The organism is Actinomadura parmotrematis, from assembly GCF_019458805.1.
In the GTDB taxonomy this organism is placed as follows: Bacteria; Actinomycetota; Actinomycetes; order Streptosporangiales; family Streptosporangiaceae; genus Spirillospora; species Spirillospora parmotrematis.
This window is the reverse complement of record NZ_JAIBOA010000025.1, coordinates 1-20,784: the sequence shown is the minus strand read 5'-3', so window position 1 is coordinate 20,784 and position 20,784 is coordinate 1. Positions and strand designations below refer to the sequence as shown.

22 protein-coding genes are annotated in these 20,784 nt (G+C 74.2%); 15 read left to right on the top strand and 7 right to left on the bottom strand.

All coding sequences use genetic code 11. From position 1 onward, the window contains the following. Positions 1-174 precede the first annotated feature (174 nt). Genes K1Y72_RS29820 through K1Y72_RS29805 form a run of 4 tightly spaced genes read left to right on the top strand, consistent with a single transcriptional unit; the run spans position 175 to position 4,394 of the window. A complete protein-coding gene (locus K1Y72_RS29820) occupies positions 175-750 on the top strand; it encodes a hypothetical protein (RefSeq protein WP_220169840.1) in 576 nt (191 codons plus the stop codon). Next, the gene (locus tag K1Y72_RS29815) at positions 750-2,879 is read left to right on the top strand and encodes a bifunctional polysaccharide deacetylase/glycosyltransferase family 2 protein (protein ID WP_220169839.1); all 2,130 of its coding nucleotides are present in this window, start codon (positions 750-752) and stop codon (positions 2,877-2,879) included. Before K1Y72_RS29820 ends, K1Y72_RS29815 begins: the two co-directional genes overlap by 1 nt. A gap of 52 nt (positions 2,880-2,931) precedes the next feature. Continuing rightward, the gene (locus tag K1Y72_RS29810) at positions 2,932-3,156 is read left to right on the top strand and encodes a hypothetical protein (protein WP_220169838.1); all 225 of its coding nucleotides are present in this window, start codon (positions 2,932-2,934) and stop codon (positions 3,154-3,156) included. Between the two features lie 47 nt (positions 3,157-3,203). Beyond that, complete coding sequence (locus K1Y72_RS29805) at positions 3,204-4,394, top strand: cytochrome P450 family protein (RefSeq protein ID WP_220169837.1); 1,191 nt, start codon at positions 3,204-3,206, stop codon at positions 4,392-4,394. Here K1Y72_RS29805 and K1Y72_RS29800 read toward each other — a convergent pair. Continuing rightward, entirely contained in the window at positions 4,369-4,734 is a 366-nt protein-coding gene (locus tag K1Y72_RS29800; protein ID WP_220169836.1) for a DUF3140 domain-containing protein, read from the bottom strand. The two genes, K1Y72_RS29805 and K1Y72_RS29800, sit on opposite strands and share 26 nt — an antisense overlap. A gap of 110 nt (positions 4,735-4,844) precedes the next feature. Between K1Y72_RS29800 and K1Y72_RS29795 the strand changes: the two genes are divergently transcribed. From K1Y72_RS29795 to K1Y72_RS29785, 3 genes are all read left to right on the top strand, one after another. Further along, the gene (locus K1Y72_RS29795; protein WP_220169835.1) at positions 4,845-5,264 is read left to right on the top strand and encodes an SRPBCC family protein; all 420 of its coding nucleotides are present in this window, start codon (positions 4,845-4,847) and stop codon (positions 5,262-5,264) included. A gap of 33 nt (positions 5,265-5,297) precedes the next feature. Beyond that, complete coding sequence (locus tag K1Y72_RS29790; RefSeq protein WP_220169834.1) at positions 5,298-6,131, top strand: metallophosphoesterase family protein; 834 nt, start codon at positions 5,298-5,300, stop codon at positions 6,129-6,131. A 123-nt stretch (positions 6,132-6,254) separates the two neighbouring features. After that, positions 6,255-7,682 (top strand): serine/threonine-protein kinase, encoded by a 1,428-nt coding sequence (locus tag K1Y72_RS29785; protein ID WP_220169833.1) that lies wholly within the window; start codon positions 6,255-6,257, stop codon positions 7,680-7,682. 16 nt (positions 7,683-7,698) lie between these two features. Here the strand turns inward: K1Y72_RS29785 and K1Y72_RS29780 are convergent, their stop codons facing one another. Next, complete coding sequence (locus tag K1Y72_RS29780; protein WP_220169832.1) at positions 7,699-8,142, bottom strand: MSMEG_6728 family protein; 444 nt, start codon at positions 8,140-8,142, stop codon at positions 7,699-7,701. 52 nt (positions 8,143-8,194) lie between these two features. Here K1Y72_RS29780 and K1Y72_RS29775 point away from each other — a divergent pair, with 52 nt between their 5' ends. From K1Y72_RS29775 to K1Y72_RS29755, 5 genes are all read left to right on the top strand, one after another. After that, the gene (locus K1Y72_RS29775; RefSeq protein ID WP_220169831.1) at positions 8,195-8,587 is read left to right on the top strand and encodes a hypothetical protein; all 393 of its coding nucleotides are present in this window, start codon (positions 8,195-8,197) and stop codon (positions 8,585-8,587) included. Positions 8,588-8,747: 160 nt separating this feature from the next. Then, entirely contained in the window at positions 8,748-9,698 is a 951-nt protein-coding gene (locus K1Y72_RS29770) for an ABC transporter substrate-binding protein (RefSeq protein ID WP_220169830.1), read from the top strand. Beyond that, positions 9,695-10,516 (top strand): ABC transporter permease, encoded by an 822-nt coding sequence (locus K1Y72_RS29765; RefSeq protein ID WP_308287280.1) that lies wholly within the window; start codon positions 9,695-9,697, stop codon positions 10,514-10,516. The genes K1Y72_RS29770 and K1Y72_RS29765 overlap by 4 nt, the downstream gene beginning before the upstream one ends. Beyond that, positions 10,513-11,295 (top strand): ABC transporter permease, encoded by a 783-nt coding sequence (locus tag K1Y72_RS29760; RefSeq protein ID WP_220169829.1) that lies wholly within the window; start codon positions 10,513-10,515, stop codon positions 11,293-11,295. The genes K1Y72_RS29765 and K1Y72_RS29760 overlap by 4 nt, the downstream gene beginning before the upstream one ends. A 1-nt stretch (position 11,296) precedes the next feature. Then, on the top strand, positions 11,297-12,124 hold the full coding sequence (locus K1Y72_RS29755; protein WP_258574123.1) for an ABC transporter ATP-binding protein: 828 nt from the start codon (positions 11,297-11,299) through the stop codon (positions 12,122-12,124). Between the two features lie 10 nt (positions 12,125-12,134). On the opposite strand, the gene K1Y72_RS29750 is transcribed toward K1Y72_RS29755, so the two are convergent. Both K1Y72_RS29750 and K1Y72_RS29745 read right to left on the bottom strand, forming a co-directional pair. Then, positions 12,135-13,712, bottom strand: a complete 1,578-nt coding sequence (locus K1Y72_RS29750; RefSeq protein WP_220169828.1) for a methyltransferase — start codon at positions 13,710-13,712, stop codon at positions 12,135-12,137. 104 nt (positions 13,713-13,816) lie between these two features. Continuing rightward, complete coding sequence (locus tag K1Y72_RS29745) at positions 13,817-14,482, bottom strand: DUF2238 domain-containing protein (RefSeq protein ID WP_220169827.1); 666 nt, start codon at positions 14,480-14,482, stop codon at positions 13,817-13,819. Positions 14,483-14,765: 283 nt separating this feature from the next. Between K1Y72_RS29745 and K1Y72_RS29740 the strand changes: the two genes are divergently transcribed. After that, positions 14,766-15,566 carry an SAM-dependent methyltransferase gene (locus K1Y72_RS29740; protein ID WP_220169826.1) on the top strand — a complete coding sequence of 267 codons (801 nt, stop codon included), beginning with the start codon at positions 14,766-14,768 and terminating at the stop codon, positions 15,564-15,566. Positions 15,567-15,723: 157 nt separating this feature from the next. Continuing rightward, positions 15,724-16,464, top strand: coding sequence for a DUF429 domain-containing protein (locus K1Y72_RS29735; protein WP_220169825.1), 741 nt, complete (start codon positions 15,724-15,726; stop codon positions 16,462-16,464). A gap of 46 nt (positions 16,465-16,510) precedes the next feature. Here the strand turns inward: K1Y72_RS29735 and K1Y72_RS29730 are convergent, their stop codons facing one another. Genes K1Y72_RS29730 through K1Y72_RS29720 form a run of 3 tightly spaced genes read right to left on the bottom strand, consistent with a single transcriptional unit; the run spans position 16,511 to position 19,720 of the window. Continuing rightward, on the bottom strand, positions 16,511-17,830 hold the full coding sequence (locus K1Y72_RS29730) for a sugar ABC transporter permease (protein WP_220169824.1): 1,320 nt from the start codon (positions 17,828-17,830) through the stop codon (positions 16,511-16,513). Next, entirely contained in the window at positions 17,827-18,609 is a 783-nt protein-coding gene (locus tag K1Y72_RS29725) for an ATP-binding cassette domain-containing protein (protein WP_220169823.1), read from the bottom strand. Before K1Y72_RS29725 ends, K1Y72_RS29730 begins: the two co-directional genes overlap by 4 nt. 7 nt (positions 18,610-18,616) lie before the next feature. After that, complete coding sequence (locus tag K1Y72_RS29720; protein WP_220169822.1) at positions 18,617-19,720, bottom strand: sugar ABC transporter substrate-binding protein; 1,104 nt, start codon at positions 19,718-19,720, stop codon at positions 18,617-18,619. Between the two features lie 257 nt (positions 19,721-19,977). Here K1Y72_RS29720 and K1Y72_RS29715 point away from each other — a divergent pair, with 257 nt between their 5' ends. Continuing rightward, positions 19,978-20,544 (top strand): TetR/AcrR family transcriptional regulator, encoded by a 567-nt coding sequence (locus K1Y72_RS29715; protein ID WP_220169821.1) that lies wholly within the window; start codon positions 19,978-19,980, stop codon positions 20,542-20,544. The last annotated feature ends 240 nt before the right edge of the window (positions 20,545-20,784 follow it).

The following is a 20,784-nucleotide window of genomic DNA, read 5'->3' as shown; positions in this document are numbered from 1 at the left end:
GTCGTGGCCTGCGTTTATACCGGCCGGTCTTTCGATTCGACGGCGCTGGTCAATGATGTCCGGGCGACTCTTCCTGAAAGGTCGCTGTAAATTTCTCCTTCGCCTGTGAAACGTCCCCCTTCATTGCTAACTTCGCCGATCGATGGCATTTCCAGGAATACGGGGGACGGTGCGGTGACCCACTCGCCAGAGGTGCTGGACTCGTCGACGGCGGATCCGGCGCCGGTCTTCGTGGACGCGACCGGGCGGCGCCGGCGCCGCCTGCGCCTCGCGGGCGCGGTCCTCGGCCTGGCGTGCTGCGGCTACGCCGCCATGCTCGGCGTCAGCCTGGCGGGCGGGCCGGTCTCGCCGCGCGTGCTGCTGCCCCTGCCGGGCGTCCCCGAGAAGGCCGCCGTCGGCGAGGCGGGGCCGAAGGGCCACCGGGTCGCGCCGTCGCGTCCCGCCGCGCCGCCGCCCGCGCGGCCGGCCGGGGCCGTGCCGCCCGCCCCGGCCGGGCGGGCGCCCGCGCCGTCCACCGCGTCCGCCGCCCCGGCGGCGCGGCGCGCGGCGCCGTCGTCCTCGGCCGCGCCGAAGCCGCCCCCGGCGGCGACCCCGCCGCCGCCCGCCGCGCCGTCCGCGTCGCCCTCGGCGTCCCCGACCGTCCGCCGCCGCTACGGGCGCGGCGGGCAGGGCACCGCGACGCCCGCCCCGTCGCCCGCCGCCAGCGGGACAGCGACGCCGGCCGCACCGGCCGCCGGAACGGCCGGCTGATGGCGCGGCGGCGTCCGGGCGCCCCCGGCGTCCGCTGGGTGATCATGGCGCTGGTCGCGCTGGCGTTCGGCTGCGTGCTGGCGGTCAACGGGATCGTGACCGCCGGGTTCGGCGCGGACGGCAAGGCCGGGGCGCCCGGCGGCAACCGCGCGGTGCCCGCCGGCGTCGCGGGCGGCGGCCCGATCGTCGACACCGCGCACGGCCCGCCGAAGCTGTACCGCGTGCCCGACCGCACGCTCGTGCTGACGTTCGACGACGGCCCCGATCCGCGCTGGACGCCGCGGATCCTGGAGGTGCTGCGCCGCCACCGGGTGCCCGCCACGTTCTTCGTCGTCGGGTCCGCGGTGGCCCGCCACCCCGGCGTCGCCCGGCAGATCCGCGCCGCGGGCGGCGAGATCGGCCTGCACACCTTCACCCACGCCGACCTGTCCGCCGTGCCGGACTGGCGGGTGCGGGCCGAACTGTCGCAGAGCCAGCTCGCGGTCGCGGGAGCCCTCGGCGTGACGAGCTCGCTCGTCCGCCCGCCCTACTCCTCCACCACCGCCGGCATCGACGACGGCGAGTGGCGGGTCCTCGGCGACCTCGGCGCCGGCGGCTACACGACGGTGCTCACCACCCTCGACTCCGAGGACTGGCGGCGGCCCGGCGTCGACCGCATCGTCGCGAACGCCACCCCGCGCGACGGCCGGGGCCAGGTGCTGCTGTTCCACGACGCGGGCGGTGACCGCGCCCAGACCGTCGAGGCGCTGGACCGGCTCATCCCGCGCTTGCAGGCGCGCGGCTACCGGTTCAGCACCGTCGCCGGGGCCATGCGGCAGCCGACGGTGAACCCGGCGGCCGCGCCGGACGAGCGGCGGCGCGGCGGGCTGCTGCTCACCACCGTGTCGGTCGCGGCCGGCGTCACCGACGGCCTCGCCCTGCTGCTCCTGGTCGTCGGCGCGCTCATGGTCGCCCGGCTGCTGCTGATGCTCGCCGTCGCGCGCCGCCACGTCCGGTCCCGGCGCGGCCATTCTTGGGGGCCGCCGGTCACCGGGCCCGCGACCGTCATCGTGCCCGCCTACAACGAGAGCGCCTGCATCGCCGACACCGTCCGGTCGCTGAAGCGCAGCCGCCACCCCATCGAGATCATCGTGGTGGACGACGGGTCCACCGACGGCACCGCCGACATCGCCGAGGGCCTCGGGCTGCCCGGGGTCCGCGTCCTCCGCAGGTCGAACGGCGGCAAGCCGTCGGCGCTGAACGCCGGCATCGCCGCCGCCCGCACCGAGCTGGTCGTCATGATGGACGGCGACACCGTCTTCACCCCCGACACCGTCGGCGACCTCGTCCAGCCGTTCGCCGACCCCGACGTCGGGGCGGTCGCCGGCAACGCCAAGGTCGCCAACCGCAGGGGGCTCGTGGCGCGCTTCCAGCACATCGAGTACGTCATCGGGTTCAGCATCGACCGGCGCGTCTACGACCTGGCCCGCTGCATGCCGACGGTCCCGGGCGCCGTCGGCGCGTTCCGGCGGAGCGCCCTGCACGAGGTCGGCGGCGTCAGCGACGACACCCTCGCCGAGGACACCGACCTCACCATGGCGCTCGTCCGCGCGGGCTGGTGGGTCGTCTGCCGCCCCGACGCGGTCGCCTGGACCGAGGCGCCCGCGACCCTCGGGCAGCTCTGGCGGCAGCGCTACCGCTGGTCGTACGGGACGATGCAGTCGATGTGGAAGCACCGGCGCGCCGTCGTCGAGCGCGGCCCGTCCGGGCGTTTCGGCCGCCTCGGCCTCGCCCACCTGGCGCTGTTCCAGGTGCTGCTGCCGCTGCTCGCGCCGCTGGTGGACGTGCTGCTCCTCTACGGCCTGCTGTTCCTGGACCCGGTGACGACGGCGGGCGTCTGGCTCGGCGTCCTCGGCGTGCAGCTCGCGGGCGCCGCCTACGCCTTCCGCCTCGACCGCGAGCCGCTCCGCGCCCTGTGGGCCCTGCCGGTGCAGCAGTTCGTCTACCGGCAGCTCATGTACGCGGTGCTCATCCAGTCGATGATCACCGCGGTGGGCGGCATGCGGCTGCGCTGGCACAAGCTCCAGCGCACCGGCGGCCTCGGCGCCCTGGTCGAGCCGGACGCCGCCGCGCCCGCCCCGCGACGTTAGGGACCGGCCGCGCCGGGCAGGGGCGGGCGAGAGCACCGACACGGGAGGAAGCATGAAGGACGACCTGAAGCCCACCGGCGACGAGCCCGCCGACCGCGGCCCCGGCGCGCAGTCCGGCCACGAGGACCTGCCGCACGAGCGCGTCATCCCGGGCATGGGCAGCGCCGCCGAGGGCTACGACAACGCCGAGCCCAGCGACGGCACCCGCAGCGGCAACCCCATCGCCGGCGTCGAACTCGACCCCGGCACCACCCCCGCCCGCCCCGACGGCGACTGACCGCCCGATCTGGACGGGGTGGTGGGGGGCTTTCTAGGCTCTGGGGCGTGGAGCAGCTGCCGGCGGGGTTCTTCTTGGCGCGTCAGTTCAACCGGGATCCCTACCGCGAGTACGCGCGGTTGCGGGCGCTCGGGCCGGTGCACGCGGTCGACTTCCCGCCCGGCGCGGCCGGGTTCCTGGTCGTGGACCACGAGCACGGGCGGGCGGCGCTGACCGATCCGCGGCTCAGCAAGGACACCGCGCACAGCGCGCTGCCGGTGGACGCCGAGGTGTTCTTCGGCGGCACCGTGCTCGGCGCCGATCCGCCCGACCACACCCGGCTGCGGCGCCTCATGGCCAGGGCGTTCACGCCGCGGCGGGTCGAGGGGCTGCGGCCGCGCGTCCAGGAGATCGCGGACGGGCTGCTGGACGGGCTCGCCGAGCGCGGCGGCGGCGACCTCATCGAGGAGTTCGCGGTCCCGCTGCCCGTGCAGGTCATCTGCGAGCTGCTCGGCGTGCCGGCCGAGGACCGCGACCGGTTCCGCGCCTGGACGGCCGTCATCACCGCGCCGCCCCTGGACGCGGACGCGCTCGCGCGCCGGCGGGACGTCGCCCGCGCGTTCTTCGGCTACCTGACCGGGATCGTGGCCGAGCGCCGGGCCGCGCCGCGCGACGACCTGGTCAGCGCCCTGATCGCCGCGCACGACGACGGCGACGCGCTCAGCGGGGACGAGCTCCTGTCGGGCATCGTGCTGCTGATCGTCGCAGGCCACGACACCACCGTGAACCTCATCGGCAACGGCGTGCTGGCGCTGCTCGGCGCGCCGGACCAGCTCCGCGCCCTGCGCGAGCGGCCCGAGCTGCTGCCCGCGGCGGTCGAGGAGCTGATCCGGTTCGACGGGCCGGTCGAGCGCGCCACCCAGCGCATCGCGCTGGAGGACATGGAGATCGCTGGCGTGCCCGTCCCCAAGGGCGCCTGGGTGCACGTCTCGCTCGGCGCCGCCGGCCGCGACCCGGCCGCCCATCCGGAACCGGACGTCCTGGACGTCGCACGCTCCTCCGGGCGGCACCTGGGGTTCGGTCACGGCATCCACTTCTGCCTCGGCGCCCCGCTCGCCCGCCTGGAAGGGCAGATCGCGATCGGGGGCCTGCTGGACCGCTTCCCGGACCTGGCCCTGGCGGTCCCGGCCGAGCAGCTCCACTACCAGCGGACCGGCTCCATCGTCCGCGGCCTCACCGCCCTGCCCGTGCGGGTCTAGGCGGGCTGGAGGGGGTGTGGCCGAGGTCCATGAGGGCGTGGCGCCATTCCTCGTCGGCCGCGCCGTTCTCCGGGCGGCGGGACAGCAGGTCCCGGATCTCGTCGCGGACCTCGCGCATGACCTCGACGTCGTCGCCGGTCAGGTCGACCTTGCGCTTGCGGAGCAGGCGGACGATGCGGCGGCCGCGCTCGTCCAGGCCCATGTCGGGGTCGGCGGGCATGCCGTCCGGGCCGGCGGCCTCGGTCAGCAGCCAGGTCCGCAGCTCCTGGGAGTTCATGTTGACCGCTTCGTGGAACTCGGCCCACAGGGCCTCGGTCTCGGGGTCGTTGCGGTCGGTCATGGCGGTCTCCTCGCTGCTGTCCGGTGTCTCCTCTCCCCGGACGCCTACCCCGTCCGGCCTGCGGGTATACCGGCGGAGGGGGCCGCGGGGGCGGCCCCGGGGGGAGAGCCATGGAGTACGAGAGCGAGCGGGCCATGCCCGCCGACAGCCGCACCGTCTTCGACGTCGCGTCCGACGCGTCGGCGCTCGGCCGCTGGCTGCCGGCCGATATCCACGTTCACGCGATCGCCTCGGACCTGGTCGAGGGAGAGGAGGCGGGCGTCGCCGAGGGCGTGCTGATGCGCGTCGTCCCGGACCAGCTCCGCCTGGAGTGGGGGACGCGCCGCACGCCCGACTACACCGGCTGGCTCCAGGTCGCCGACCGCGCGGACGGCGCCAGCAGCGTCACCGTCCACCTGTCGTTCCTCGGCGACCACCCGCAGGCGCACCCGTCGGGGAAGGAGCGCAACGCGGTGCAGGCGATGCTGGAGGAGTCGCTCGGCCGCCTCGCCGACGTGGTGACGGGCCGGGTGGCGCGCGCCGGGCGCTGACCGGGGCCCTGGGCCGCTCTTTAAGATCGGGGCATGGGCGGCCTTTACGCGATCAGCGACCTGCACGTCGGGCACAAGGAGAACCGCGCGTTCGCCGAGGGCCTCCGGCCCGGCGCGGACGACGACTGGCTGATCGTCGCCGGGGACGTGGCCGAGCGCTTCGAGGACGTCGAGCGGACCCTCGCGGCGCTCGCCCGCCGGTTCGCGACGGTGGTGTGGGTGCCGGGCAACCACGAGCTGTGGACGCCGAAGAGCGACCCCGTCCAGCTGCGCGGCGAGGCGCGCTACCGGCGGCTCGTCGAGATGTGCCGCGGGCTCGGCGTCCTGACCCCCGAGGACCCCTACCCCGTCTGGGACGGCGGCGGCACGGCCGGGCCGGTGACGGTCGCGCCGCTGTTCGTGCTGTACGACTACACCTTCCGCCCCGAGGGCGCCGCCACGAAGGAGGAAGCCCTCAAGATCGCATACGCCGCGGGGGTGGTGTGCACCGACGAGGCGCTGCTGCACCCCGACCCCTACCCGACGCGCGACGCCTGGTGCGACGCGCGCATCTCCTACACGGAGCGGCGGCTCGGCGAGCTGGCCCCGGGCACGGCCACGGTGCTGGTCAACCACTTCCCGCTGACCCGCGACCCGACGCGCGTCCTCTGGTACCCCGAGTTCGCGCAGTGGTGCGGCAGCGAGCGCACCGCCGACTGGCACACCCGCTACAACGCCGCCGCCGTCGTCTACGGGCACCTGCACATCCCGCGCACGATGTGGAAGGACGGGGTGCGCTTCGAGGAGGTCTCGGTCGGCTACCCCCGCGAGTGGCGCCGCCGCGGCGACGCCCCCCGCGGCCCCGTCCGCGTCCTCCCCGCCGGCTGAACCCGGACGGTCCGGTTGCGGACGGTCCGCCGCGCGCATCCGGATGGAGATCGTCCGGTCGCGCGTGGTAGTCATGGAAGATCGGTGCACCGGTGCCCGTGACGGCGGAGTTCGGGGGAACGCATGGAACCGTTGAGGCCGGGCGACCCGCCGTCGGCGGGCCGCTACCGCCTGGCAGGCCGGCTCGGCGGCGGCGGGATGGGCGAGGTGTTCCTCGGGTACTCGCCGGGCGGCCGCCCCGTCGCGGTGAAGGTCGTCCGCGCCGGGCTGGCGTCCGACGCGGGGTTCCGGCGGCGGTTCGCGCACGAGGTGGAGGCCGCGCGCCGCGTCGGCGGGTTCCACACCGCGCAAGTCGTGGACGCCGATGTGGACGCCGATCCGCCCTGGCTGGTCACCGCGTACGTGCCGGGGCCGTCGCTGGAGGCGGTGCTCGTCGCGTTCGGCCCGCTGCCCGAACGGTCGCTGCGGGTGCTCGGCGGCGGCCTCGCCGAGGCGCTGGAGGCGATCCACGCGGCCGGGCTGGTGCACCGCGACCTGAAGCCGTCCAACATCCTGCTGGCCGCCGACGGGCCCCGCGTCATCGACTTCGGCATCGCGCGGGCCGCCGAGGGCACCGCGCTCACCGCCGACGGGTCCTCGATCGGCACGCCCGGCTTCATGGCCCCCGAGTACCTGGCGGGGGAGGCTGCCGGGCCGCCCGCGGACGTGTTCGCGCTCGGCGCGGTGCTGTGCCACGCCGCCGGCGTCCGCCCCTTCGGCGAGGGCAACGCGGCGACGCTGCTCTACCGGGTCGTGCACGCCGAACCGGACCTCGCGGGGCTGCCCGCCGGGCTGCGCGGGCTGGTCGCGGACTGCCTCGCCAAGGACCCGGGCGCGCGGCCCGAGCCGCCGGCGATCCTGGACCGCCTGGGCCTCGCAGGCATGGCCGGGGCCGTCGGCGACTGGCTGCCCGAGCCCGTCACCCGCCTCGTCCAGGACGAGCGGGCGCCGACCCTCGCCCCGACCGCCGTCGCCGACGGCTGGGAGTCGCCCGCCGGCCCGGCGCCTGCGGCCACGGCGCCGGCGGGCGGCCGCCGCAGGTGGCCGGTCTGGGCGGCGGCGGGCGGTGCGATGGCCGCGGCGGTGGTCGTCGGCGGGCTGGTCGCGTGGTCCCTGCAGAGCACGCCGCCGAGGCAGGCGGTCGCGACGCCCACGGTGACCGTCTCGACGGCCGCGAGCACCCCGGTGGCGCGCTGCACCCCAGGCGGCCGGACGGTGACCGACCCCGAAGGCCGCGTGTTCCCGACCTGGACGTGCGACACCGAGCGGCGCGGCCCGCTCTACGAGCAGCGCACGGACGGTGCCACCACCGGCTACATCACGTCGTCGCGGAACTGGTTCGCGTGCCAGGAGGAGGGCGACCCCGCTCCGCAGGGGCGGGGCACGACCTGGCTCTACACGCAGGGCGACGAGCGCTACGAGAACCAGGGCTGGGGCTGGTTCCCCGCCGCGTCGGTCTCCTCCACCTGGCAGGACGGCACGGTCCCCGACATCCCCGCCTGCACCTTCTGAGGCGTCCCCCCGGCGGTCAGGGCAGGGGCCAGACGTAGGGGAGGTCGTCCGGGACGTCGGGGAAGAACGGGCGGTAGTGCTCGGGGTCCTTGCGGACGAGCGAGGACTGGTGGCTCCGGTGGAACGCCGGGTCTCCCAGCCAGGGCGGGAGGGCGCCTGCGGCGGCGAGTTCGTGCTGGGTCCGGACGCGCAGGAAGCCCGCTTGTGACTCCAGGGACGCGGCGCAGGTGTCGGTGTGGCCGCGTTCGCACCACTGGCGGCAGATCTCCAGTCCGTAGCGCACGAGCGCCTCCTCGTGGCCCTTCCACATCCTGACGGCGGGGTGGTGCCGCCATCCGTAGCCGGGCACGGTCAGCCCCCGGAGCACCTGGAGCGTCTCCACGCGCTGCTTGCCGAGCCGCAGCCGGTCCAGCACCCGCGCGCTCTCGGCGAAGTCCTTGCACGGCAGGAACGTCTGCATCGCGCCCCCCTTCACGACTGTGACAGATCGATTACCCACAGTGGGGCGATCAATGCCCGGAGCCGGGCTTGCCGGCGGCCATTTGGTCGACCACATTGTCAACAAAATCGTCCGTAGAAGTCCCTCGCGGCGCGGGCGGAGGGGAGGGGCGTGGGAGCGGCTCGCCTACTCGGAGCTGAACGCCGCGCTGCACGCGCTCGTCGAGGAGATTGCCGGGCGGCGCACGGTCCGCGCGGTCCTCGCCCGGCTGCGCGCCCGGCTCGTTCGCCACCAGTTCCGGACTGGCGCTGACGCGATCGTCGCCCGCGACCCGGCCGCCGCGCGGGCCGCGGTGCGCGCGCACCTGGACGACGTCATCGCCCGGCTCGCCGAGGCCGGCGCGGGAGCGGAACCGCCCGACCAATTTGGCGACCAAATTGTTGACAATCGATGGGGCCGTTCCTAGCATCGAACCCACTGCCAGCGGTGCCATCGGGGGGACACCGGACGGTCGGCCCGCCGCCGGGGACCCGGCGCGGACGAGCGGCACGTCCCGCGCCGGTGGAAGTGCGGACAGGCCGACGTCAACCTCTCACCCCCTCCGACCGACGTCCTGGAGTAGCACCGTGACCAGATTCCGGGCGGCCCTCGCCGCCGCCGGCCTTCTCCTGCTCTCCGCGTGCGGGAGCGGGAACGACTCCGACTCCGGCGGCGGACCCGCCACGCTGAAGCTCAGCGTCATCCCGATCGTGGACGTGGCGCCGATCTACCTGGGGCAGCAGCAGGGCTTCTTCGCCGAGCAGGGCCTGAAGCTGCAGATCGTGACCGCGCAGGGCGGCGCGGCGATCGTCCCCGCCGTCGTCAGCGGCCAGGTCGACTTCGGGTTCAGCAACTACACCTCGCTGATCCTCGCCAGGTCCAAGGGCCTGCCGCTGAAGGTGGTCGGGCCGGGCAACGCCTCCACCGGGCAGGCCGGCAAGGACTTCGGCGGCGTGCTGGTGAAGGCCGGCAGCCCGATCAGGACGCCGAAGGACCTGGCCGGCAAGCGCGTCGCGGTCAACACGCTCAACAACATCAACGACACGACGGTCCGCGCGTCCATCCGCAAGGCCGGCGGCGACCCCGCGAACGTCAGGTTCACCGAGCTGGCCTTCCCCGACATGCTCGCCGCCCTCGACAAGGGCAACGTGGACGCCGTGCAGGTGGTGGAGCCGTTCCTCACCACCGGGCTGAAGGCGGGCGACCGCCTCGTCGCCTCCAACTACGTCGACACCGCGCCGAACCTCACCATCGCGGGCTACTTCACCTCGCAGAAGACCGCCTCGTCCAAGCCCGAGCTGGTGAAGAAGTTCAGCGCCGCGCTGCAGGAGTCGCTGCGGTACGCCGCGGCCCACCCCGACGCGGCGCGCAAGGTGCTGGCCGCCTACACCAAGATCAGCCCGGCGGTGGCGAGCGCGCTGATCCTGCCGAAGTGGCCGGCGAGCGTGGACCGCGCGTCGGTCGACACGCTCGCCAGGCTCGCCCAGCAGGACGGGCTGATCAAGACGGTGCCCGACACCGGCGGGCTGCTGCCGTGACGGCGGCGGGCGCCTCCGGACGCGGCGCGGGGCGGCGCCGCCACCGCCCCTCGTCCGCCTGGGGCCTCGGCCTGCTCGGCCTCGCCGGCCTGATGGCGGCCGTCGAGCTCGCGCCGCGCGCCGGCCTGGTGCAGCGGCGCTACCTGCCGCCGTTCAGCACCATGGTGTCGTCCCTGGCCGACCAGGCGGGCACCGGCGCGTTCTGGCGGGCGCTGCTGGACACGCTGCGCGGCTGGGCGACCGGCCTCGCGATCGCGCTGGCGGCGGGCGTGGTGCTCGGCATCGCGATCGGCGGCGTCCCGCTGCTGCGCGCCGCGCTCGCGTCCACGATCGAGTTCCTGCGGCCGATCCCGTCGGTCGCGCTGATCCCGCTGGCGGTGCTGCTGTACGGGACGGGGGCGCGCTCCACGCTGCTGCTCGTCGTGTACGCCTCGTTCTGGCAGGTGCTCGTGCAGGTGCTGTACGGGGTGCGCGACGTCGACCCCGTCGCCCGCGAGACGGCGCGCTCCTACCGGTTCCGGACGCTGACGCGGGTCCGCACGGTGATCTGGCCGACCGCGCTGCCCTACGTCATGACGGGCTTCCGCCTCGGCGCGGCCGTCGCGCTCATCCTGGAGATCACCGGCGAGCTGGTGATCGGGTCGCCGGGGCTCGGCGAGCGGATCGCGGTGGCGCAGACGTCCGGCGCGGTCGACGCCATGTACGCCCTGGTCATCGTGGTCGGCCTGATCGGCGTGGCGGTGAACCTGCTGGCCCGCGCCACAGAGCGGCGCGTGCTGCGCTGGCACCCGTCGGTCCGCCGGGAGGCGGTCGCGTGAGCGCCCTCGGCCTGCTCCGCCGCGCCGCGCTGCTGCTGGCGGTGCCGGCGCTGCTCGTCGCGGCCTGGTGGCTGCTCACCGCGGGCAGCACCGACTTCTTCTGGCCGCCGCTCAGCCAGATCCTCGGCGCCTTCGACGACACCTGGTTCCACGGCCGGTTCACCCGCGACGTGCTGCCGAGCGTCGGCCGCCTGCTGGCGGGCTACCTGCTGGCGCTGGTGATCGGCGTCGGGCTCGGCACCGCGATCGGGTCGGTGCGGACGCTCCGCGCGCTGCTGGAACCGGTGCTGGAGTTCTTCCGGGCGATCCCGCCGCCGGTGCTCGTCCCGATCCTCATGCTGTTCGCCGGCATCGGCACCGGCATGAAGATCCTGGTGATCGTCTCCGGCTGCGTCTGGCCGGTGCTGCTGAACACCGTGGAGGGCGTGCGGGCGCTCGACGAGGTGCTCGGCGACACCGCGCGCTGCTACCGGATGCGGCCGCACTCGCGCTACGTCCACCTGGTGCTGCGCGGTGCGAGCCCGCAGATCGCCGCGGGCGCCCGGCAGGCGCTGTCCATCGGGATCATCCTGATGGTGATCAGCGAGATGTTCGCCGCCGGCGACGGCGTCGGGTTCACCATCGTGCAGTTCCAGCGCGGCTTCGCGATCCCGCAGATGTGGACCGGCATCATCCTGCTCGGCCTCATCGGCGTCGTGCTGTCGCTGCTGTTCCAGCTGGTCGAGTCCTGGGCGCTGCGCTGGTACACCGGCCTGCGCGGGTCCGAGCGAGAGGGTTGAGATGACCGCTGCACCGGCCGGCACCGCCGGCACCGCGCTGCTGGACGTCCGGCACGTGCGCAAGGTCTACGAGGGCGCGGGCCGCAGCGTCGAGGCCGTCCGCGACCTCACCTTCGGCGTCGCGGCGGGCGAGTTCGCCTGCATCGTCGGCCCGTCGGGCGCGGGCAAGACGACGCTGCTGAAGTGCGTGGCCGGGCTGCTCGGCTGCACCGGCGGCGAGGTCGTCCTGGAGGGCGCCCGGGTGACCGGGCCGCCGCCCGGCATGGCCGTGGTGTTCCAGGAGTACGGGCGCAGCCTGTTCCCGTGGATGACGGTGCGGCAGAACGTCGAGCTGCCGCTGAAGGAGCGCCGCGTCCCGAAGGCGCGGCGCCGCGAGCTCGTGGACGAGGCGCTGGACGCCGTCGGGCTCGGCGAGGCGCGGCACGCCCACCCCTGGCAGCTGTCGGGCGGCATGCAGCAGCGCGTCGCGATCGCCCGCGCCGTCGCCTACGAGCCGCACGTGCTGCTGATGGACGAGCCGTTCGCCGCGGTCGACGCGCAGACCCGCGCCGACCTGGAGGACCTCGTCCGCGACCTCTGGAAGCGGCTCGGCGTGACCGTCCTGTTCGTCACCCACGACATCGACGAGTCGGTGTACCTCGGCCAGCGCGTCATCGTGCTGTCGAACTCCCCGACGGTCGTGCTGGAGGAGGTCGCGGTGGACCTGCCGGCCGAGCGCGACCAGCTCGCCACCCGCTCCGACCCGCGCTTCGCCGAGCTGCGCGCCCGCGTCTACAAGCTCGTCCAGCAGGCCAAGTCCGGGCACCGGCCCGGCACCGGCGACGCGTGACCGGCGGCGGTCACGTTCCGCACGGGACCGCCACCGCCTCCAGCATCCGCACCTCCAGCGGCAGGCCCGTCCAGCCGCGCAGCTCGAACCCGGCCGCCGCCAGCAGCTCCCGGTACTCCTCCAGGGTGCGCTCCCGGCCGCCGTCGTTGTTGACCATCATGTGGACGTCCCAGGCGACCGCGAGCGGGTCGGGCAGCACCCGCTCCAGCAGCACCAGCCGCGCGCCGGGGCGGACGGCGGCGCGGCAGCGCGCCAGGATGCGCGCGCACGCCGCGTCGTCCCAGTCGTGCAGGATCCGCGACAGCACCAGCAGGTCGCCGCCCGGCACCGCGGCGAACATGTCGCCGCCGACCGCGGTGATCCGCTCGGCGTCCAGGCGGGGGCGGGCGGCGCGGACGGTCGCGGGCGTGTCGAACAGGACGCCGGACGCGTGCGGCGCGGCGGCCAGCACGCACGACAGCAGCGCGCCGGTCCCGCCGCCGATGTCGGTGACGGTGCCGACACCGGCGAGGTCGAGCCGGTCCGCCGCCGCGTCGAACACCTCCCGGCACTGGTCGGCCATCGCCTGCTGGAAGACCGCCGCGTCGGCCGGATGGTCCTCCAGGTGCGCGAACGGCGTCCGGCCGTAGGCGAGCTCGAACCCGCTGGCGTCGCCCGCGACCGTCGCGGGCAGCTCGCCGAAGCTGCGGTAGAACAGCCCCCCGTACAGGCGGGCGAGGCCCGCGAGGGAGAGCGGCGACTCCCCGGCCAGCGTCGTCCCGAGCGGCGTCAGCGCGACCTTCCCGTCCCGCCCGGCGCCCTGCAGCGCCACGACGCCGAGCCGGGCCAGGTAGCCGAGCAGCCGCTCCAGCCGGTCGGCGGGGCATCCGGTGGCGGCGGCGAGCTCGCCGACCGTGCGGTCGCGGGCGAAGAGGCGGTCGGCGACGCCGAGTTCGGCGGCGGCGCGCAGCGCCTGCGTCCGCCACGCGCCGGTGAGCATCTCCAGCATCTCCCGGCGGGGGTCGGCGGCGTGCAGGTGGCCGGCCAGCTCGTCCCGCCGGTGCCCCGGCACGACGACCTCGACGCGGTCGGCGAGACCGCCGTCGGGGCGGCGGAAGTAGAAGACGCTGCGGCCCCCGTCGCTCTCGGACGGGTTGAACCCGCCGCCGTCGGGGGCCAGGCCGTCGGCCCGCAGCGCGGCCAGCACGCCGAGCGACCCGGGCGCCGCCTCGAACGCCAGGTGCCGCTCGCGCTCGGCGGCCCGCTCGTCCTCGGCGACCTCCTCGGGGCAGCCGGTCGCGAGGAACAGCTCCAGCGTCCGGCCCTCCCCGGCGTCCAGGTGGGCGATCGTCACCGCGGGCCGGTCCAGCCCGTACCGCTCGGCGAGCCGGTCGCGGACCACCACGCTCGGCAGCGTCCGCACGGCCCGCAGCCCCGCGTCCGCGAGCCCGGCGAGCGCGGCGTCCACCGACTCGGGGAACACCAGCAGGCCCACGTGGTCGAACCGCAGCCCGTAGAGGCGCTGCTCGCCGTCCGCCGCGACCCGCGCCATCGTGGCGACCCGCCGGACGTCGGTCTCGTGCAACGCGCTGACCGTGCTCCTCACCATGTCATCCCCTGCGATCGGCGCGGACGCCTCTCCGTGCACCGCGCGGCCGGACGGTGGTCACTCTGCGTAGCAAAGAGGGGGGCGGCTCACCGTGGCCTGCGGCTTTACCGGCCCTTAACAAACGGCGCCCCGGTGGTGTCAAAAACCCGAGCGGTACGGACGATAGCGACATCCCGCGACGGGTGGCGGCATTTTTCGATCTTCCCGCGCGTCCGGTTACGGAGAGCGACGACGAGACCGGCGGCGGTCGAGCCGGTGAGGCCGAGCATCAGGTCGCCGACGGTGTCCCGGTAGATCGTCGTGGTTTCGGGAGTGTCCAGGATGAACAGGGCGAACTCCGCGAACTCCCACAGGATCGCGGTGATCGCGCCGATGCCCGCGCAGGCCAGCGCGAGCGCCCAGGGCGGCAGCGCGCTCCAGCGGCGCAGCGCGACGCCGGCGGCGGCCGTCAGCAGCGCCCAGTTGCCGAAGTGGCAGGCGTCGTCGAACCAGCCGACCGCGTCGTACAGGTCGGCGGCGTTGCCCGCGACGTCGATCAGGAACGGCGCCGTCAGCAGCGCGTCGACGTCCCACGGGTAGGCGCCGCGGCGGCCGCGCAGCGCCCAGACGAGCGCGACCAGCAGGGCGGCCGCGGGGTAGGCGACCGCGCGGGTGCCCATGGCCTTGTCGGCGAACCGGTCCCAGTGCGGGAACAGCAGGGCGAGCGCGAGGAGCGCGGCGAGCGCCGCCTTGGACGAGAGCGCCGTCGCCCGCCAGATCGTCATGTGCATGCCTCCAGCGTGGCGGCCCGGCCGCGCCCGGGGATGGGCGCGGATACTCAGATGCCGCTGAGCACCCCGCCCCCAGGTGATCATTTTCGTTGCGGTGTTTCGGGTGCGTTCCAAACGATGAATCCGCTCTCCGTAAAGCACCCAGAGACCGATTGCATGGTTCGGACGGCCCTGGGCCTCTTCCCGCCGGGGCGGGGCGAGCCGCGGCGCCGTCCGGGGCGTCCGGCCGCCGTTACGCTGCTGTCACCCCGCCGCCCTTGTTCTTCCCCCAGGACGTGCCCCCATGAGCGACACCCCGCCCTCGGTCAACCTGCGCACCGACGAGCCGCACCCCGCGCGGGTGTACGACTTCTACCTCGGCGGCAAGGACCATTACCGCGCCGACCGCGAGTTCGGGAAGCGGATCCTCACCATCTGCCCGCAGCTCCGGCCGCTGGCGCTCGCCAACCGCCGGTTCCTGGCCCGGTCCGTCGCCGTCCTCGCGGGCGAGCACGGCGTCCGGCAGTTCCTCGACCTCGGCACCGGCCTGCCGACGTCGCCGAACCTGCACGAGGTCGCCCAGGGGATCGCACCGGAGTCGCGCGCGGTGTACGTCGACAACGACCCGATCGTCCTCACCCACGCCCGCGCGCTGCTGACCAGCCGCCCGGAGGGCGCGACCGCCTACATCGACTCCGACGTCGCCGACATCGACCGCATCCTGGACAGGGCCGCCGGGACGCTGGACTTCGACCGGCCCGTCGCCGTCAGCGCGCTCGCCCTGTTCCACTTCCTGCCCGACCCGGTGCCCGGCGACCTCCTCGCCCGCCTCCGCGAGCGGCTCGCCCCCGGCAGCTTCCTGACGATCAGCCACGTGCTGCCCGCGCTGCGGGACGTCGCCGCCGCCTACCAGGGCGCGATGGGCCTCGGCACGCTGCGCGGCCCGGAGGAGATCCGCGCCCTGTTCGGCGACTTCGAGCTCCTCGACCCCGGCATCGTCGACCCCTTCCGCTGGCGCCCCGACCAGGCGCCGGCCGAGGAGGAGCCGGGCGACGACATCGCCGGCCTCGGCGCCGTCGCGGTCGGCCGCAAGCCCGCCGCCTGACCCACGCGGCGCATACTCGGGGGCGCACCTCCTCTTCCGCGCTGCTGCACCTGATCCCCGCCGCCTGGGCCGTCCGCGCAGCCCTGCTGGTCAACGCCGCATCGGCAACGGCCCTCCGGCTCAGAACGCTCCCTTAGCGACGTCCTAGAGTGGTGGCATGCTGACTGTCGGTGTGGACCTCGCCGCCGATGCGGCCCGGACGGCGCTCGCCCGCGTCCGCTGGACGCCGGGCGGCGCCCGCGTGGAGGGCGTTGTCGTCGGGGTGGACGACGCGGCCATCCTCGACGCCGTCCCGGAAGCGGCGAAGACCGGCATCGACTGCCCCTTCGGATGGCCGGACCTCTTCGCCGACTTCATCGCCGCCCACCGCACCGGCCACGTCCCCCCGCAACAGGACGACCCGCAGTGGCGGCGTCCCCTGGTGAACCGCGTGACGGACCTGGTGGTGCGCGAGCAGACCAAGCTCGTCCCGCTGAGCGTCGCCGCCGACCGCATCGCCCACCCGGCGCTCCGCTGCGCCCCCCTGCTGGCCGAGCTGTCCCGTCGCGGCACGGACGTGCGCCGCGACGGCACCGGCGCGGTCGTCGAGGTCTACCCGGCCGCGTCCCTGCGCCGCTGGAACCTGACGCACCGCGGCTACAAACGCGCCGCGAACGCCGCGCGCCTCGCCGACCTCGTCGACGCCCTGCAAGCCGCCGCCCCCTGGCTGGACCTCGCCGCCGCCGAACCCCTGTGCCGCACCTCCGACGACGCCTTCGACGCCGTCATCGCCGCCCTCACCGCCCGCGCCGCCACCCTGAACCAGACCACCACCCCCACCTCCGCCCAGCACCCCGCCGCCCTCACCGAAGGCTGGATAGCCCTCCCCACCGGCCCCCTGGCCGCCCTGACGCAGTGAAGCCCCGCCCCTCGGTGAGGGGCGGGGCTCCGGACCGGCCGCCGGGCTAGGTGCGGCCGGTGGCCTTCTGGGTGCGGCGGGACAGCGAGTCGATGACGACGGCGGCGAGCAGCACCGCGCCCGTCACCATGAACTGGATGGAGTTGCTGACGCCCTGCAGCGCCATGCCCGAGGTGATCGACTGGATCACCAGCATGCCGAGCAGCGCCGAGTAGGTGCTGCCGCGGCCGCCGAACAGGCTGGTGCCGCCGATGACGGCGGCGGCGATGGCGAGCAGCAGGGTGTTGCTCTGGCCGGTCGCCTGGCTGGCCGAGGAGATCCGGGACGCGGCGAACAGGCCGCCCGCCGCGGCGAACGCGCCCGAGATCACGAAGACCGAGATGCGGATCAGCGCGACGTTGATGCCGGCGCGGCGGGCCGCCTCGATGTTGCCGCCGACCGCGAACACCTTGCGGCCGTAGGTGGTGCGGCGCTGCACGAAGTCGGTCGCCACCACCACGATCAGGAAGATCAGCAGCGCCAGCGGCAGGCCCTTGTACTGGTTGAGGACGTAGGCGACGGCGAACGCCACGATCGCCAGGCCCGCCGTCCGCACCAGCAGGTCGCCCATCGTGCGCGACGGGACGCCCGCCGCCTTGCGGCGCTGGTTGCCGAAGTAGGAGATGGCGAAGAACGCGACGGTGCCGATCAGCGCGAGCCCGTAGGCGGCGATCACCTGGCTGAAGTAGGTGTTGGTCAGCTTGGAGACCAGCCCGTTGTTGTCCAGGTTGATCGTGCCGTTCGCGCCGAGGATGCGCAGCTGCAGGCCGTTCCAGGCGAGCAGGCCGGCCAGCGTGACGACGAACGCCGGCACGCCGACCTTGGCGAAGAACAGGCCGTGGATCAGGCCGAGCAGCGCGCCGACCGCGATCGCCACGATGATCGCCAGGACCGGGTTCCAGCCGTGGTTGACGTTCAGCACCGCGACGACGGCGGCGCTCACCCCGCTGACCGAGCCGGCCGCCAGGTCGATCTCCCCGAGCAGCAGCACGAACACGATGCCGACGGAGATGAGGCCCGTCGCGACGATGTCCACGCTCAGGTTGGACAGGTTCTGCGCCGACAGGAACTGGCTGTTCAGGCTCTGGAACACCAGCCAGATGACGATCAGACCGACGATCACCGGCAGCGAGCCGAGCTCGCCGCCGCGGATCCGCTGCTTGAACTGGGTGAGGTAGCCCTTCAGGCCCTGCTCGCGCACCAGCAGGCGCGGGTCGACCTGCGCCTCCTTCGCGAGCCCGGCGGGACCGGTCGGACCGGCCGGGCCCGTCGAGCCGGCCGGGCTCGCGCCCTGCGGCTCGGGCGGCTCGCCCGCGCTCGTGCTCATCGGTCCGCCTCCCCGGTGCCGCGGGCCTGGCGGCGGGTCACCGCGTTGTCGGTCGCGCCGGTGATCGCGGCGACGAGCTGCTCCTGCGAGGTCGTCCGCGCGTCGAAGAACCCGTTGTTGCGGCCGAGCCGCAGCACCGCCACCCGGTCGGCGACGGCCTTGACGTCCACCATGTTGTGGCTGATGAGGATCACCCCTAGGTTGCGGTCCCGGAGCCGCTCGACCAGGTCGAGCACCTGCGCGGTCTGCTCGACGCCGAGCGCGGCGGTCGGCTCGTCCAGAATGACGATCTTGGGTTCGCCGAGCAGCGAGCGGGAGATCGCGACGGTCTGCCGCTGGCCGCCCGACAGCGAGGCGACCGGGATCCGCACGCTCGGGATCTTGATGGACAGGGTGTCCAGCAGGTCCCGCGAGCGGCGCTCCATCGCCACCTCGTCCAGCACCCCGACGCGCTGGAGCTCGCGGCCGAGGAACAGGTTGGCGACGACGTCGAGGTTGTCGCAGAGCGCGAGGTCCTGGTAGACGGTCGCGACGCCGAGCGACTGCGCGGCGGCCGGGCTGCCGATGGTGACCGGCCGGCCCTCCCAGCGGATCTCGCCGGTGTCCGGCGGCCCCACGCCCGCGATCACCTTGACCAGGGTGGACTTGCCGGCGCCGTTGTCGCCGACGAGCGCGACGACCTCGCCGGCCGCCACGTCCAGGTCGATGTCGCTCAGCGCCTGGACGGCGCCGAACCGCTTGGAGACGCCCCGCAGCCGCAGGACGGGTTCGCCGGTCACCGCGGCCTCAGCTCAGACCCGCGGACGCGCACGCCGAGGCGGCCGAACCGGTGCAGATCTGCCGCACGGTCCAGAAGCCGTCCTTGACGACGGTGTCCTTGATGTTGTCCTTGGTGACGACGATCGGCGTGATGATCTGCGCCGGGACGTTGTCGCCGACCTTCTGGTTGCCGGTCGGGGTCTTGCCGGTGCCGAGGTCGACCGCCATCTGCGCGGCGCTCTGCGCCTCCGGCTTGATCGGCTTGTAGATGGTCATCGTCTGGGTGCCCAGCAGGATCCGCTGGATGCCGGTGAGCTCGGCGTCCTGGCCGGTCAGCGGCGTGCCCGACTTGACGCCGGCGTTCTGCATCGCCTTGGCGATACCGGCCGCCATGCCGTCGTTGGCCGAGTACACCCCGATGACCTTGCTCGCGCCGAGCGCGGTGAACGCGCCGGCCGCCTCGGTGTTGGCCTGGTCCGGCGACCAGTCCGGGGTGTCGTACTCCTTGCCGATGGTGACCTGGCCGTCGAGGGCCTCGTGCGCGCCCTTCTTGAAGTCGGCGGCGTTCGGGTCGGTCGGCGAACCGTTGATCATGACGATCGGGCCGCGCTTGGGGTCGCCGCCCTTCTTGATCGCGTCCAGCAGCGCCTGCCCCTGCATCTTGCCGACCTGGAGGTTGTCGAACGACACGTAGCCGTCGATCGGGCCGCTCGCGAGCCGGTCGTAGGCGAGGACCTTCACGCCCTGGTTCTTGGCCTTGCTCACCGACCCCGCGATCGCCTTGGCGTCCACCGCGTCCAGGATCAGCACCTTGACGCCGTTGGTGAGCATCGAGTCGACCTGCTGCTGCTGCAGGTTCGGGTCCTGGTTGGCGTTGTTGTACACGACCGTGCACTTCGGGCAGAGCTTGGCGATCTCCTGCGTGATGTACGGCCGGTCGAACTTCTCGTACCGGGTCGTCTTGGTCTCCGGCAGCAGCAGCCCGATCTTGAAGCCCTCATCGACGGACCCGCCGCTCGACCCGCTCCCCGAGCCGTTGTCCGACTCCTTGGCGCTCCCGCACGCGCCGAGCGCGAGGACGGCGGCGAGCGACAGCGCGCCCGCGACACCCTGGTATGCCCTTGATCTCACCTTGGCCCCCCGACGGTAGACATCCGGACCCCCGCGCCCGGTATGCCGGTGAACTACCCGTGCCCCCGGCGGCGACGCGGCGTGATCACTTTCGGTACGCCGTTTTGACCACCCCTTGAACCAGCGGAACGGAACCTTGCCGCCCGCGCCCCACGAACGACCGGGATTACGATGTCGGGCGAACGCACGGAAGGCGCGCGGCGAACCCGCGCGAACCCGGACGCAGAAGGGAAGGCCGAATGTCGTCGCCGCGCAGGATGGGGGCACCCGACGCCAAGAACCGGGCTCTCCTGCTGGACGCGGCGGAGGCCCTCATGCTGGAAGAGGGCTACGCCGCGGTGACGTCCCGGCGGGTCGCCGCCCGTGCCGGCCTGAAACCGCAGCTCGTGCACTACTACTTCCGCACCATGGACGACCTGTTCCTCGCCGCGTTCCGGCGCCGCGCCGAGGAGGGCGTCGAGCGCCAGGCCGAGGCGCTCGCCTCCCCGCAGCCGCTGCGGGCCCTCTGGGAGTTCAGCACCGACCCCTCCATCGGCGCTCTCACGATGGAGTACAGCGCTCTCGCCAACCACCGCAAGGTGATGCGCGACGAGATCGCCCGCTATGCCGAACGGCTCCAGGCCATGCAGAACGAGGCGTTCGAGCGCCTCGCCGGACGCTACGGGATCGACTTGGAGGAGTTCCCCGCCGCTTTCCTGGGCGTCCTCATGACGAGCCTGTCCCGCATGACAGCCCTGGAAAAGAACCTGGGCGTAACCCTCGGCCACGCCGAAACCACCGCCGTAGTCGAACGCTACCTCTCCCGCTTCGAAAGCAATCCCTAACCCCCGGCCCCCGGCCCCCTCCCCACCGCACCCCCCCACCGCTTTCCGCACACGCACCCCGCGCAGCTCCCTGCCCCATGCGGCTCCCCGCCCCGCGCAGTTCCGCGCCCCATATTCCCTGGCCCGCGCTCCCCGCCCCGCGCAGCTCCGTGCTTCCCGCCCCGCGCGCCGCGCGCCGTGCTCCCCGCGTCGTGCTCCCCGCGTCGTGCTCCCCGCGTCGTGCTCCCCGCGTCGTGCTCC